Annotated in this window: 14 protein-coding genes and 2 other annotated features; of the genes, 3 read left to right on the plus strand and 11 right to left on the minus strand. The window is 40.9% G+C overall.

Annotated features, from left to right (window positions below; translation table 11 throughout):
- Nucleotides 1-89: 89 nt before the first annotated feature.
- The 3 genes from pheT to CEF16_RS10200 all read right to left on the minus strand — a co-directional run bounded on the left by pheT (nt 90) and on the right by CEF16_RS10200 (nt 5153).
- The gene (gene pheT / locus CEF16_RS10185; protein ID WP_091581884.1) at nt 90-2510 is read right to left on the minus strand and encodes a phenylalanine--tRNA ligase subunit beta; all 2421 of its coding nucleotides are present in this window, start codon (nt 2508-2510) and stop codon (nt 90-92) included.
- A gap of 13 nt (nt 2511-2523) precedes the next feature.
- Nucleotides 2524-3558: a phenylalanine--tRNA ligase subunit alpha gene (pheS, locus tag CEF16_RS10190; protein ID WP_091581881.1), complete on the minus strand. Its 1035-nt coding sequence runs from the start codon at nt 3556-3558 to the stop codon at nt 2524-2526.
- 397 nt (nt 3559-3955) lie between these two features.
- Nucleotides 3956-4192: a binding site (T-box leader), on the minus strand.
- A gap of 199 nt (nt 4193-4391) precedes the next feature.
- A complete protein-coding gene (locus CEF16_RS10200; RefSeq protein WP_091581876.1) occupies nt 4392-5153 on the minus strand; it encodes a TrmH family RNA methyltransferase in 762 nt (253 codons plus the stop codon).
- Between the two features lie 166 nt (nt 5154-5319).
- Between CEF16_RS10200 and sspI the strand changes: the two genes are divergently transcribed.
- Nucleotides 5320-5526 (plus strand): small acid-soluble spore protein SspI, encoded by a 207-nt coding sequence (gene sspI / locus CEF16_RS10205; RefSeq protein ID WP_091581874.1) that lies wholly within the window; start codon nt 5320-5322, stop codon nt 5524-5526.
- A 208-nt stretch (nt 5527-5734) separates the two neighbouring features.
- Here sspI and CEF16_RS10210 read toward each other — a convergent pair whose 3' ends face one another.
- Nucleotides 5735-6823: a M42 family metallopeptidase gene (locus CEF16_RS10210; RefSeq protein ID WP_091581871.1), complete on the minus strand. Its 1089-nt coding sequence runs from the start codon at nt 6821-6823 to the stop codon at nt 5735-5737.
- 107 nt (nt 6824-6930) lie between these two features.
- Nucleotides 6931-7410 carry a dUTP diphosphatase gene (locus CEF16_RS10215; RefSeq protein WP_091581868.1) on the minus strand — a complete coding sequence of 160 codons (480 nt, stop codon included), beginning with the start codon at nt 7408-7410 and terminating at the stop codon, nt 6931-6933.
- A gap of 214 nt (nt 7411-7624) precedes the next feature.
- On the opposite strand from CEF16_RS10215, the gene CEF16_RS10220 reads away from it, so the two are divergent.
- Nucleotides 7625-8017: a sigma-w pathway protein ysdB gene (locus tag CEF16_RS10220; RefSeq protein ID WP_091581866.1), complete on the plus strand. Its 393-nt coding sequence runs from the start codon at nt 7625-7627 to the stop codon at nt 8015-8017.
- 49 nt (nt 8018-8066) lie between these two features.
- Here CEF16_RS10220 and CEF16_RS10225 read toward each other — a convergent pair whose 3' ends face one another.
- The 6 genes from CEF16_RS10225 to CEF16_RS10255 form a co-directional block, all read right to left on the minus strand.
- A complete protein-coding gene (locus CEF16_RS10225) occupies nt 8067-8351 on the minus strand; it encodes a DUF1294 domain-containing protein (protein WP_091581863.1) in 285 nt (94 codons plus the stop codon).
- Nucleotides 8352-8541: 190 nt separating this feature from the next.
- A complete protein-coding gene (rplT, locus tag CEF16_RS10230; RefSeq protein WP_091581860.1) occupies nt 8542-8898 on the minus strand; it encodes a 50S ribosomal protein L20 in 357 nt (118 codons plus the stop codon).
- A gap of 38 nt (nt 8899-8936) precedes the next feature.
- Nucleotides 8937-9137 (minus strand): 50S ribosomal protein L35, encoded by a 201-nt coding sequence (rpmI, locus tag CEF16_RS10235; RefSeq protein ID WP_091581858.1) that lies wholly within the window; start codon nt 9135-9137, stop codon nt 8937-8939.
- 31 nt (nt 9138-9168) lie between these two features.
- Nucleotides 9169-9681: a translation initiation factor IF-3 gene (gene infC, locus CEF16_RS10240; protein WP_091581855.1), complete on the minus strand. Its 513-nt coding sequence runs from the start codon at nt 9679-9681 to the stop codon at nt 9169-9171.
- A 147-nt stretch (nt 9682-9828) separates the two neighbouring features.
- Nucleotides 9829-9961, minus strand: a sequence feature (ribosomal protein L20 leader region).
- 251 nt (nt 9962-10212) lie between these two features.
- Nucleotides 10213-12156, minus strand: a complete 1944-nt coding sequence (gene thrS / locus CEF16_RS10245) for a threonine--tRNA ligase (protein WP_091581852.1) — start codon at nt 12154-12156, stop codon at nt 10213-10215.
- A 600-nt stretch (nt 12157-12756) separates the two neighbouring features.
- The gene (locus tag CEF16_RS10255; protein ID WP_170031806.1) at nt 12757-13326 is read right to left on the minus strand and encodes a 3D domain-containing protein; all 570 of its coding nucleotides are present in this window, start codon (nt 13324-13326) and stop codon (nt 12757-12759) included.
- Nucleotides 13327-13546: 220 nt separating this feature from the next.
- On the opposite strand from CEF16_RS10255, the gene CEF16_RS10260 reads away from it, so the two are divergent.
- Complete coding sequence (locus tag CEF16_RS10260) at nt 13547-14995, plus strand: xylulokinase (RefSeq protein WP_091581850.1); 1449 nt, start codon at nt 13547-13549, stop codon at nt 14993-14995.
- The last annotated feature ends 87 nt before the right edge of the window (nt 14996-15082 follow it).

A 15082-nucleotide genomic window follows, 5' to 3' on the forward strand; every position in this document is an offset into this window, starting at 1 on the left:
TCGAACTGACTTACCACATATAATAGGAAGGAGCCATCCCAAGAATATTAGGGTATGGCTCCATGGCATTCTTTCATATTGTTTTTCTCTTATTGACGCAGTACAGCTTGCACTTTTTCAGTGAGCTGGGATAACACTTGATCATGTGTTTTCGTTACTTCTTCATCCGTAAGTGTTCGTTCCGGATCCAAATAAACGAGCGAGAATGCTAAAGATTTTTTGCCAGCTTCTAAATTTTCTCCTTCGTATACGTCAAATAGTGTAACTTGTTTTAACAACGGACCACCGGCTTCTTCAATGACCCGCTGTACATCTCCTGCCGGCACATTTTGGTCGACAACTAGAGCAATATCTCTTGAGATGGAAGGATATCGTGGAAGAACGGCATATGACAATTCTTCTGTTTCGGCTGCCAGTATTGCATCTAAATCTAATTGAAAAATGTATGTTTCTTTAATGTCCCACTCTTTTTCGACTGACGGATGAACTTGCCCTGTAAATCCAACAGACCTGCCATTTAAGACAATATCAGCACTTCGGCCGGGATGAAGCTCTTTTCGAGAAGATGGCACAAATTGAATGTTGTCGAGCACTCCAAGCTCATCAAAAAGACCTTCGAGAATACCTTTCACAACAAAGAAATCTGTTTTTTTCTTCTCTCCCTGCCATAAGTGGATTTCCCACGTGCCTGTAACGGCAGCCGCAAGTACCTTTTTCTCCTCAGGCTGCTGCGTCAACTCTCCAGCTTCACCAATAAATACAGAACCAAGCTCAAACATAGAAGAGTCATTTATTTGCCGGTTTCGATTATACTGTACAGTATCAAGTAAATGAGGAATTAAGCTTGTGCGCATCGTGCTTCGTTCTTCACTCATGGGCATGGAAACCGTAACAGTCCCAGGTACCTCTTTAAGTAAAAATCGGCTTGCTTTTTCTGGACTCGTTAATGAATACGTGATTGCCTCATGCAGGCCGCTTGCTTCAAGATAACGACGGATTTTTCTTCGATTTTTTTGTTCTGGACTAAGAGAGCCTGGCGTGGTCACACCAGCAGGCAGGGTTGTCGGAATGTAATCATAGCCATACAGCCTTGCCACTTCTTCTGCCAGATCTTCTTCAATTTTTAGATCAGGCCGGCGTGTCGGTACTTCTACAGAAATTCGATTTCCTTTTGTTTGAACTGAAAACCGAAGACGGCGGAAAATCGAAAGGATATCTTCTTGGCTTAGATCCATCCCTAATAATTTGTTTAATTGTTCCGGCTCGGTTTCAATAACTCTTTTTTTATCGGATCTAAAATCATTTTCCACTGTACCTTCTAGCACTGTCCCGCCGGCATAACGTTCTAGCAGGTATGCTGCCCGTGCAGAAGCCTCTTCTACTCTTCTGGCATCAATTCCTTTTTCAAAGCGTGTACTCGATTCACTGCGCAGCCCCATGTCTTTTGATGCTTTGCGGACACGGGAAGAATTGAAATAAGCTGATTCAAGCAGAATCGTTGTTGTGTCTTCCTGTACTTCAGAAAAAGCACCACCCATTACGCCGGCCAAAGCTGTCGGTTCTTTTCCGTTTGTTATAACCATATGTTCTGCCGAAAGGGTGCGTATTTCTCCATCAAGCGTTGTAATGGTTTCCTCCTCGTTTGCCCGCCTTACTACCACTTTATTGGATCCAAATCGATCGAGATCAAAAGCGTGCAGCGGCTGTCCATATTCAAGCAGCACATAATTTGTAATATCGACAACATTATTTATGGGGCGTATTCCTGCAGCTGTAAGTCGATTTTGCATCCACAGGGGTGACGGTCCAATTGATATATTTTGAATAATCTTTGCCCCGTAGTACGGATTATCTTCTGGTACATCCACCTGAACAGATACAGCTTCTGCTGCAGATTGCTCAGCCACTGAAAATGTGCAGTCCGGCTGATGTACTTCCCGATCTAAAAGTGCAGCCATTTCATAAGCAATTCCTATCATGCTGAGACAATCTGCCCGGTTTGGGGTAAGGTCCAACTCTAATACGGTATCACGAAGACCAAGCTCTTTTACAGCATCCTCTCCTACTTCTGCACTTTCAGGAAAAACATATATGCCGTCTATAAATTCTTTGGCAACCAGTTTTTGCTCAATGCCCAGTTCTTGTAAAGAGCAAATCATTCCTTCTGAAGGTTCTCCTCTTAATTTTGTTTTTTTAATTTTCATGCCTCCAGGAAGGGCAGCCCCAGGTTTAGCTACTGCCACTTTTTGACCTGCTGCTACGTTTGGCGCACCGCAAATAATTTGAGCCGTTTCTTCTCCTGTATTGACCTGGCAGACATTCAATTTATCTGCATTAGGATGCTGTTCACACGCCTCAACATAACCAACTGACACTTGTTCTATTCCTTCACTTCTCGGATGAAGCACATCTACTTCTACCCCGCCGCGCGTTAATTTTTCTGCTGTTTCTTCCACTGTTAAATCATCTATATCAACGTAATCTTTTAACCACTGATATGAAACAAGCATATTAAATGCCTCCTTAAGCCCGTTTAAATTGTTCTAAAAATCGGATGTCATTAGTGTAGAAGTGACGGATGTCATCAATTCCGTATTTCAGCAGAGCAAAACGCTCTACTCCCATTCCAAACGCAAAGCCGCTGTATTCATTAGAATCAAATCCGCTGAATTCTAAAACGTTCGGATGGACCATGCCGGCGCCTAATACTTCAATCCAGCCGGAATTTTTACATACCCGGCAGCCCGCTCCTCCGCAAATACCACAGGATACATCGACTTCTACTGAAGGTTCCGTAAAAGGAAAAAAGCTTGGACGAAGGCGGATGCTTCGTTCCGGGCCAAAATATTTTTTTACAAATGCTTCGAGAGTTCCTTTTAAGTCACTCATCCGTACATTTTTATCTACATATAACCCTTCTATCTGCATAAATTGATGGGAGTGGGTCGCATCATCATCGTCGCGGCGGTACACTTTACCAGGACAAACAATCTTAACCGGCCCCTGTCCGTTATGTTTTTGCATGGTTCTTGCTTGTACAGGTGAGGTCTGTGTTCGAAGAAGCATATCATGTGTGACATAAAAAGAATCTTGCATATCACGGGCCGGATGATCAGGAGGAAGGTTCAGCGCTTCAAAATTGTAATAATCTGTTTCTACTTCAGGACCTTCAGTTACCTGAAATCCTAACCCAATAAAAATGTCTTCAATTTCTTCTACTACTGCTGTGAGAGGATGACGAGCCCCCCGCTTTATTTCTTTTCCAGGCAGAGTGACATCAATGCTTTCTTCTTTCAGCTTTTCCTCAAGAGCTATTTCTTCGAGCTCCGTTGTTTTAGCTTCTAGACTGCTCTGAATTTCTTCGCGAATTTCATTTGCTTTCTGCCCTACTTTCGGGCGCTCTTCAGCAGACAATTTACCCATTCCGCGCAGAACCTCTGTAATTGGGCCTTTTTTCCCTAAGTATTTCACACGGATATTGTCTAACGCTTTGACGGTGTCTGCATCTTTAATTTCCTGCAGCGCCTCTTTTCCTAGTTCTTGAAGCCGTTCTATCATATGAGTTCCTCCTTGGCTATTTATAACAATCATTTATTCAACTAATACAATTGGCCATGTCTATATAAGAAAAGCGCAAGCGCCCGTGGTTTAAATGACGTTCGGCTAAGTTCCTCACGTCCTGCGACAACGTCGAACTGGCTTGCACAGGATGTGCTGACTTTTGCGCCCGGAACACGATGTTCCCGGTTCTAACAAAAGTTCCTTAAATCTTCTGGGACCTTCGAAAGGCTGGGCGTTGAAGCTAGACATCGAACGCAAAATTTTATACTTTCCTATCTTACTTAGAAAAACTCGACTTGCCGCTAAGTCAAAATGGCAAGTCGTAGTATTGCTTATACTTTGACCCTTAACAAAGTTAAACCTTCCTAAAGTATAAAAAAAACCCCGTCCTCTTGTAAGGGACGAAGGTTCGCGGTACCACCCTTGTTAACTGCATAACGAAAACAGCAGTTCACTTAGTTTCAGATAACGGATTCTCCGGGGCACCTTAACAGTACATAATAAAGTTCTGCGTTCCAGTGCCGGCTCCAGAGTGAATTCGATCAGCCCTTCCATAGGAATGCTTTCAGTCAGCGGCATTCCATCCCTGCATGGCGGTCTCTGATTTACTACTCTCTTTCACAGCCTTTTTATTATGTTATATTTTTAGAAGTCTGAATTAGAAAACCCGGCTTGCCGACTTTTTAAAACGGGACCTCCTCGGCAACAGGGGCAATCGTAGTTTCTGTACGTTAAAAGCCGGCGATTTTTTGTTTATTCATTTCATACTATTTTACAGTTTAAAAAATTTTCGTTTCCTTTGCAAGGAAATTTCTTTGTCTTTTATGAAATCAATGAAAAAGTTTTAAATGATATAACAAGATACCTGCTGCCACAGAGACATTTAAAGACTCGGCATTTCCATAAATCGGAACATAAATATTTTGATCCGTCTGCTCCAGCCATTTTTCCTGCACTCCTGCTCCTTCGTTTCCTACAATAAGAGCGAAACCATTTTGTGCTTCTATTGCCGTATGGGTCGTTCCCTCATTTAAAGAAGTCCCGAAAACAGGAATATTTTTGGTTTGGCATGCTTCTATCCATTTTTCTATATCGCCTTTAATAACAGGGAGATGAAACAAAGAACCTTGTGTCGCTCGTATAACTTTATCATTATAAGGATCAACCGTTCCTTCTCCTAAAATAACAGCAGAAGTACCGACTGCATCTGCAGTTCGTATCATTGTTCCCAGATTCCCCGGATCCTGAACACCGTCAATAAACAAATAACTGCCTCTTTCTTTTATGCTCAAAGGCTTTTCTTGTCTTGGAAGGCTGCAAACTGCCAATATCCCTTGAGGGGTTTCTGTACTGCTCATTTCTTTCATAACTTGCTCTGTGACAAGTGATATTCCCGCTCCTGAATGATTGGAGGGAATATTTTTATTGTCCTCTGCTATGATTGCCTGTACTTCCACGTCATGACGAAGTGCTTCTTCCACAAGATGAAAACCTTCTATTACAAACAAACCTTCTTTTTCTCTTTGTTTTCTTTTTTGAAGCCGTTTTATTCGTTTTACTAAAGGATTTTTCACTGATTCAATTTTTTTCACAAGCTTTCCCTTCCCTTACATTGCTGCTCCTCAACCTGCCGCCAAAGCATATCCAAATTTCACACAGTAAGATACCGGAAAGTATATTTTTTTCCCAGTTTCTCATACTACAGATATCGACATATGTTGATATTTACTATTTTATCACAAATAGGAGGGAACAAGGTTGTCCTTTAATCTGCGCGCAGCCATTTTACAAAATGTTTCAGGTCATAATGAAGATCAGGTTGAAGCCACCATTCAAGATGCCGTTCAAAGCGGAGAAGAAAAAATGCTTCCCGGTCTTGGGGTTTTATTTGAAGTATTTTGGAATCATGCGGATGAACAGGAAAAAGAGCAGGTTATTTCCCAGATAGCAGAAGGATTGAAGTAATCCATCAGATGAAGAAAAGAGCCGTCCTAAGCCAAGGGACGGCTATTTTTTGGGCGTTGCTTTCCTCACTTGTTATTATAAAAAATTGGATCTTCTACGCAAAATCATTCCAAGAAACAGACATAGCAGGAATTTTGTCCAATTCCATGCTTCGAGAATTGGCGGAATAGGAGACTATCTAATCACAACTCTCATCCCTAAACGGTTATTATGAATCGAACGTAATGGATCGAACAGTGTCTGCATCAAGTTTTTTCGTAACTTCTACAATCAGCTGCACCGCATGTTCGAAATCATCACGATGTAAAATAGCAGCATGAGTGTGGATATAACGAGTTGGAACGGTCACAGCAAGGGAAGGCACCCCGTCACCGGATAGATGGATAGATCCAGCATCTGTTCCGCCGCCGCTCATCGCTTCATACTGAAATGGAATGTTATGTTCATCAGCAATGTCTGTTACAAAGTCACGCAGTCCTTTGTGAGACACCATAGACCGGTCAAATACTAATACTTGTGGTCCTTTGCCAATTTCAGCTGTAGCATCATTATCCGAAACTCCCGGAGTATCACCTGCAATACCTACGTCAACGGCAAATCCAATATCAGGAGTAATCTTGTGGGAAGCTGTTTTTGCGCCGCGAAGTCCTACTTCTTCTTGTACAGCTCCTACGCCAAACACTTCATTGGCATGATCTTCATCCTTGAGACGCTTCAATACTTCAATAGCAATTGCACAGCCAATTCGGTTATCCCATGCTTTTGCCATCATCAGCTTTTCATTATTCATAACCGTAAAATCACAAATCGGTACTACTGAATCCCCAGGGCGGACACCAAAACTTTCTGCTTCTTCCTTGCTTGAAGCACCAATATCGATAAACATATCTTTGATTTCAACTGCTTTTTTTCGTTGATCAGCTGGAAGAATATGCGGCGGCTTGGATCCAATCACACCGACAATATTTCCTTTTCTAGTCATTATGTTCACTCGTTGAGCAAGCATGACCTGGCTCCACCAGCCGCCCACTGTTTCGAATTTCAAGAAACCTTTATCATCTATATTGGTAATCATAAAACCAATTTCGTCCAGGTGACCTGCAATCATAATACGCGGTCCGTTAGCTTTTCCAGTCTTTTTCGCAATGAGACTGCCAAGGTGATCATACGTTATCTCATCTGCATAAGAAGAGATATGCTTTTTCATGACTTCGCGGGCTTCTTTTTCGTTACCAGGAATTCCATTTGCATCCGTTAATTCTTTTAACATCTGTACAGTTTGATCCATTTCCGCCACTATTTATTCCTCCTTGGTTTATGTAATTATTTCATTTTTTTTCCTTCTTTTAGTATATAAGTATCTTTTTTTATACTCAAATGTTTTGAATTAATTTTTGGTCTGGGTTAGTATCCTTCTGTTTGTCTTTTATGATTCATTTCATTTTTTTCTAAATAAGCTCGTTCCACTGCATCATTGGAAAATCCGAGCTGCATACCAAGCTGAAGGTATTCTTGAAATAATTCGATGTACGCTTGTTTTTCTGTTTTTTTTGTAAGAGCAGCAGCTGCTTGAAATACTGCCTGAAACTGCCCGCTTAACGATCGGTTATTTTTTTCTTTCTGAAACGGGAATTCTTCCCACCCTTTATCAATACCAATAGAAAGAATAAAATGAAGGCCATCTACATACTCTTCGAGAATCACTGCTTGACTGGAGGCTGGCTTGTGACTCCAATACTTAAAGCAGCGGGTTTCATTGGCTAGCTCGGCTGCTTCTACTTGAAAAGCAAGCACTTTATCCATAAAAATATCTTCTCTTTTCAAGTCATGCTCTTTTAATATTCTTTCATCCAATGTTCGCTGAATCGAAAATAATTGTTTCATTATATATCTTTTCCCTTCTAAGGTTTTTTCTATTAAAATGAAACTAACATAGTTTTTTTTCGTACTTTAGGAAGGTTTAACTTTGTTAAAGGATCAAAGTATAAGAAAAACTAAGTCTTTCGCCATTAAGGACTTGGCGATAAGCCAAGTTTTTCTAATAAATAATGACAGATATTAAGAAATTCGCCGGAATACACAAGGGGAGGAATTTATCGTGGCTCTTTTGATACGAGCACTTATCCTTATTGCATTAATCATATTAATTTATGCTGTTATTAAATACATTTTAAATCCAAAACGCAAGCTTGAATTAGCCCACGAAAAGAATAACTTTTACTTTTTAGATGAAATAAAAAATGTGCGCAAAAATTTTTTAATTACTTACAAAGGCGTCATGTTTGAAGGAGAAAAATATTTAGGAACAACTGAGCAGGCGTTTGATATTGTCTCTGTATCCGTATGGGTAAAAAACAAAGACAAGCTCCAAGGTCTCCAGCGCAAAGATTTTTCATTTCTAGAAAACGAAATCCGACAGCATTACCCCCATGCTTATATAGAATGGAAAAGTCCTATCAAAGAGTTTATCAAGCAAACAGAAAAAGATTAAGATTCGTTTTCAAAATAAACAAAAAGCCTTGCTCTTGAACGTGCTGACGCTAGAGAGACAACAAAAGGTTATATTTTATGAAGAAAAGAACCAGTATTCCATGTAAAAACAAAAGAAAAGGAATACCAATAAAGAAACGTTTATGTTTTGTTTTGTGCCGAAACATATACATGGCTGCAAACATTCCAGCGCTTCCGCCAATTGCCGCTAAACACAAAAGCCTGCGCTCGCTGATACGAAAAGCTCGACGGCGGGCTTTTCGTTTGTCGGCACTCATCGTGATAAAAGCCGCCAAGTTGATAGCTATCACATAATATAATACTATGATTTCCATGCCTCTCCCCTCTCATCATTTCTCTTTTCACCTATGGATAAAAACGAATTTACTGATTTATCTTATCTTGGCTTGCCGCCATTCTTAGGGCGGAAATTTTTCTTATTCTTTTTTACTTTAGCAAAGTGAGACTTTGCTAAAGTAAAAAAGGGTCCAGGAAAGTTGATAGATTCCCAGACCCTTTTATTCTTTATTTCAAGTTTGCTTTTGCTTTTTCAGCAAGCTCTGTGAAACCTTTTTCATCGTTCACGGCAAGATCAGCGAGCATTTTGCGGTTCACGTTAATATCAGCCTGCTTCAATCCGTACATAAGACGGCTGTAAGAAAGACCGTTCATACGAGCAGCCGCATTAATACGTGTAATCCAAAGTTTACGGAAGTCACGCTTACGTTGACGGCGATCCCGGTATGCATATTGCAGAGATTTCATAACTTGCTGACGTGCTGTCTTAAACAAGCTGTGCTTTGAACCCCGGTATCCCTTTGCTAGTTTTAATACTTTATTACGACGACGACGAGTCACATATCCGCCTTTTACTCTTGGCATCGTCTATCCCTCCTTCGATTTCATCAGTTGTTCTAGTTTTATTTGTCGTATGGCATTAAGTTCGCGATGCGTTTTTGATCGGATTTATCTACAATACCTTGTTTGCTGAGACGGCGCTTTTGCTTTTGGGACTTGTTACGGAACAAGTGGCTTGTGAATGCGTGGCTGCGCTTCAACTTGCCAGTACCTGTTTTTCTAAAACGTTTTGCTGCACCGCTATGAGTCTTCATTTTAGGCATAAGTAATTTCCTCCTTGTCACTAGTTAAATTCTATTTGTTGTCTTTCTCCGACTTTGGCGCCAGCATCAAAAACATGCTCCGCCCTTCCATCTTCGGCTTCGTTTCTACAGTAGCCACATCTTCACATTCTTCGGCCATGCGCTCTAGTACTTTTTTGCCGATATCAGAGTGTGTAATCATACGTCCGCGGAAACGAATAGCCGCTTTTACTTTATCACCCTTGTTCAAGAACTTACGAGCATTGCGAAGCTTCGTATTAAAATCATGTTCTTCGATATTAGGGCTTAGGCGCACTTCTTTCACGTTAATTACTTTTTGCTTCTTTCGAGCTTCTTTATCTTTCTTTTGCTGCTCGAAACGGTACTTTCCGTAATCCATAATACGGCAGACCGGCGGCTTCGCATTTGGAGCCACAAGTACTAAATCAAGGTTAGCTTTATCAGCCAAATCCAGCGCTTCGCTTTTCGATTTTACGCCAAGCTGGTCGCCGTTAGCATCGATCAGGCGTACCTCACGCGCACGGATTCCATCATTAACCTTCATATCATTACGAATAATGAGCCACCTCCAAAAATTTTACCAATAAAAGCAGTTAACTGCGCATTAGAAAAACTTGACTTGCCGCCGAGTCCAAATGGCGGAAGCCTTAGTCTTTTCTTATACTTTATACTTTAAGCAAAGTTACTTTTTTAAAGTATAAAAAAGCAGGCACACATACTGCGCCCACACGATGATCGTTTCTCACTATTCATGGAAATCACCATAACCTGCCAACAGCCCAGGGCGTCAGTCAGGTGAGAAGCGGGCGCTTCTGCTTGTTTTGGTTTCGTTTTTCATTACTCATTAACGTTACCATACGCATTAAGTGCTGTCAAACACTGAAAACAACACTTGATTATCGTAACGAAAATCATTAAAACATGCAACCTTTATTTCTGAAAAGCTCCTTGTATTTGCAGCATCCCCATATATCTCTTCCACTTGAAAGGGTGAGCGCTGAAATAGTATCCCTGCATAGAAAAATAAATGAAAAAACTGCCTGCCAGTTCCATACATGGCAAGCAGTTTCATCTATTAATCCAGGCTGCGTGTATCTATTTTTTCTTTTATTTCCTTTACAAAATCAGCTAATGCTGCGGATTTTGAATCATTTTGTCCATAACGGCGCACGTTGACAGCTTCTGCTTCGATTTCCTTGTCTCCGAGTACAAGCATATAAGGAACTTTTTTCATTTGTGCTTCCCGGATTTTATAGCCGATTTTTTCATCACGAGTATCGACTTCCACCCTTACACCCGCTTTACGCAGCTCATCTTCTACTTTACGAGCATAATCGAGATGGGCTTCAGCTGATACTGGAATCACTTTTGCTTGTACAGGAGCAAGCCAAGTCGGGAAAGCACCTTTGTATTCTTCTAGTAAAAATGCGATAAAACGCTCCATGGTCGATACAATACCGCGATGAATAACAACAGGACGGTGTTCCTGCCCATCTTCTCCGATATAAGTGAGATCGAACCGCTCTGGGAGATGGAAGTCTAATTGAACAGTAGATAACGTTTCGTCTTTTCCAAGGGCCGTTTTCACTTGCACGTCTAGCTTCGGACCATAAAAAGCGGCTTCGCCATCAGCTTCTACGTAATCGACTCCCATGTCATCCATTGCTTCTTTCAGCATTGCTTGTGCTTTTTCCCACATTTCATCGTTGTCCACATACTTTTCTTTATCTTCTGGATCACGGTAAGACAGACGGAAATAGTAATCGTCGAGTCCAAAATCTTGATATACATTTTTAATCAGCTCTACCACCCGAATAAATTCAGACTTCAGCTGATCCGGACGAGCAAAGATATGAGCATCATTTAACGTCATTGCACGTACACGTTGAAGTCCGGCAAGAGCACCTGACTTTTCATAACGATGCATCATCCCAAGCTCTGCAATCCGTACGGGGAGATTTCGATAACTATGCAGCTGGTTTTTATACACCATCATATGGTGGGGACAGTTCATCGGCCGAATAACCAATGTTTCATTATCCATTTCCATTGGCGGGAACATATCATCTTGATAATGATCCCAGTGACCGGACGTTTTATACAATTCAGAGCTTCCAAGTACTGGGGTATAGACATGATCATACCCGAGACGTTCTTCGATGTCTACGATATAGCGCTCAATAGTCCGGCGGATCGTAGCCCCTTTCGGAAGCCATAACGGCAGACCCTGTCCAACTTTTTGGTTCACAGAGAAAATCTCGAGCTCTTTGCCAAGTTTACGATGGTCACGTTCTTTTGCCTCTTCGAGCATTTTAAGATGCTCTTCTAGTTCCGATTGTTTAAAGAAGGCTGTTCCGTAAATACGCTGCAGCATTTTATTATTGCTGTCTCCGCGCCAGTAAGCACCGGAAATGCTCATTAATTTAAACTTTTTCAATTTAGAAGTGCTCGGTACATGAACGCCGCGGCATAAATCAAAAAACTCTCCTTGCTCATATATGGAGAGTGTCTCTCCTTCAGGAATGTCGTCAATTAATTCTATTTTCAAGTCGTCCCCGATTTCCTGGTAAATTTCTTTAGCCTTTTCACGGCTGACTTCTTTTCGAACGATTTCATGATTCTCATCGATGATTTTTTTCATTTCTTTTTCTATTTTCGGTAAGTCTTCTGGTGTTAATTGATGAGGCATATCAATATCATAATAAAAACCATGTTCGATAACGGGCCCTACGCCCAGTTTCACATCATCAAATACACGTTTTACTGCCTGTGCCATTAAATGCGCTGTGCTGTGACGCAGAATTTCAAGGCCTTCTTCATTTTTTGAGGTAATGATTTCAATGTTTCCGTCTTTATGAATAGGTGTCTTAAGATCAATCGGCTCACCGTTTAATCTTCCGGCTAAAGCTTGTTTTTTAAGCCCGGGGCTGATGGAGGATGCGATTTCTTCTGTCGTAACACCCTCTTTAAATGACTTGACATTTCCATCTGGAAAAGTGATATTTACGTTATTTGCCACACTAAGTCCCTCCTATTTTGTCGTTATGATGAACGCTTAAAGCCTAATCTAAATAAAAAACGCCCCTTCTCAAAGAAGGGGCGATGAAAGTCCGCGGTTCCACCCTTGTTACACATAAAGATAATCTTATACCTTACCTGTGATCTCAAGACCGGGATAACGACCGGCAGACGTCAGCGCTTAATTAGAAGGCTCCATTATGTATGACGATCTGTCATCACTTTTGAACGAAACTCACCTTTTGTGAGAATCTGTTCAGCACTGCTGCTCCAAGGCGGTAAGAAACAAGACCTTTACAGAAAGCTTTCAGCCAAGACTTTCTTCTCTGTTCTAAAGGAGAATTTGTTTCTCATGTCCTTTTCTAAGCATGTTTCATAACGATAACTTCTTCTGTAGTCATTATAGAGAGACTTTCAAGGAAAATCAACCTTTCAATAAGAAAAGTTCAAGCATTCTGAAAGAAAAAGGCCGGCTAAGATTAAGCAGTTTCTATTACTTCATACAAACAGCAACGGAATCACTGATGCCACCGCTTTTCATCACAAAAAGCTGTTTCAAAGACTGGCAGTTCTGTCAGTCTTTGAAACAGCTGGAGTAGAGTTATTCAAGAATCTTTATATTTACTTTTTTGTTTCCCCACTGCAAGGCTTCGCTGCGATCGGAGAAAAACACATCAATTTTATTTCCTTTTATTGCACCGCCTGTGTCCCCTGCAACCGCTGTACCGTAACCTTCAACGTGAACTTCTGTTCCAAGCGGAATAACGTCCGGGTCAACAGAAATTACTTTTTTATCCGGATTTGCTTTTAAATTAATACCTGTTGCTGTAATTCCAGAACACCCGCTGCAATTAGCTGTATACGCTGTAGAGGAAACCGTCATTTCACTAGCGGTTTTTTGTTCCGATTGCTTCTCTGACGTACTTTCAGAAGAACTAGCAGACACAGAACCGTCTCCTGTAACATCAAGTTCCTGGTTTGGATATATCAAATTTGAAGAAAGATCGTTCCAGCTTTTCAGTTCAGAAACTGAAATATCATGATTTAATGCTATCCGATATAAGGTGTCGCCGCTTTCGACTGTATATGTATTAGAAGCCTCAGCATCATCGATTGATACACCAATAAGTAATGCAACCGCCATTGTTGTTGCTGAAATTAATTTCTTCAAATAAATTCACTCCCTTTTTTATCCTGCATTAGTAAAATTATCATAGTCATATTACAATAGTGTCTCAACGAATTTCCGTTTCGATTACACTATGATTACCATAACGAAATATTTTACATGCACCAAGGTGTTACAATGGATAAATGACATTACCAAATGACGGAAGACGTAGTTTTGCTTATATTTTGATCCTAAGTACTGTCAATGAAGGAGGTTCATCATGGAATACATTGCAGTTTTTGACGTTGGTACATCAGCTATAAAAGGATTACTGATGCAAAAAGACGGCTGCGTTTTCGAAGAGCGTTCTGCAGCCATTCATACATACAAAGGAAAACACGGGGAAAAAGAACAAAACCCCGAAGAATGGTGGACTGGCATGAAGTCTATTACAAGAGGATGGTTCGAGGAAAAGAATATACCTCCTGAGTCGGTGAAAGCTGTCACATTCAGCGGTCAAATGGAAAATGTCATTTTAATTAGAGAAGGAGAAAACACAGAGCGAGCTATTTTATATTCTGATATGAGAGCTGAAGAAGAATCCAGCTGGATTCAGAAACAACGCCCAGATTTACCGGACATTACAGCTAATGCTGTATCGGCCTCGACTCCGCTGGCCAAATTGCTTTGGTTGAATAAAAGAGAAAAAAAACCCGCCGCTGTCGTTTTCAGTGCGAAAGATTATCTCATTTATAAACTTACCGGAGTTATCACAACAGACAGTGTAACCGGTGCAACGACAGGTATGATGGATATCCAAACGAGAACATGGCACCCTGGTATACTGGAATCTTTCGGGATTGATTATTTCACCCTTCCAGCATTATTGTCACCTAATGATCTGGCCGGAAACGTGTTGCCCAGCGGGAATAGCGGTTTTCACGGAAACACTCCCGTTCTTTGCGGAGCAGGGGATGCAGGAGCAAGCACCATGGGAGCAGGAGCGATTCATGATGGTGACAGCTATTTTTACATCGGTACAACGGGCTGGGCTGCAGCTCCAACAAAAAGTCATTCCCCAAAAACCGCTGGTGTTTTCACACTAGCCCATGTGATACATAATATGAATATCTCAATAGCTCCTCTTTTGAATGCAGGCAATGTCTACGAGTGGACGAAAAATACATTTATGCCGGAGAGCTCGTATGAAACATTTGAAAATACTATTTCACAGTCTAAACCAGGTGCGGGCGGTCTTGTCTTTCTGCCTTATATTCATGGAGAAAGGTTCCCGGTTCAAGATAGCAATGCGAAAGGAATATATTTCGGTATCCAAGCGCATACAAGTCAAGCTGATTTTATGAGAGCTTCATTAGAAGGAATCTGTTATTCTTTACGGCATATTGCTGAAACAATAATAGAGGCAAAGGAAGGAAAAATCATTTTAATCGGCGGTGGAGCAAAAAGTAAATCATGGTGCCAAATACTTGCTGACATAACAAATAAAACAGTGAGTGTACCAGAAAATAGTGAATACTTGCCGGCTGTAGGCATAGCATCTACTGCTTTTCTTTATCTTGGCTGGGTGAAAGACGCTGGACAATTTGTTGACAGCTACATAAGTTGCCTTCCAAAAAACATATACCGACCCAATCAAAAGATTAGAAGCGTATATGAAAAAGGTTATAAACAATATGTAAAACTCTACCCAAGTACAAAAGAGATTTAAGGGAAATCGGCTTATCAACAATCTCTAAGTGGCTGTTTTCTAAAAAATAATATCTACTTAACTGGAATAAAAAACAAGCTGATTTTC

The sequence above is a fragment of the Alteribacillus bidgolensis genome, from assembly GCF_002886255.1.
In the GTDB taxonomy this organism is placed as follows: domain Bacteria; phylum Bacillota; class Bacilli; order Bacillales; family Marinococcaceae; genus Alteribacillus; species Alteribacillus bidgolensis.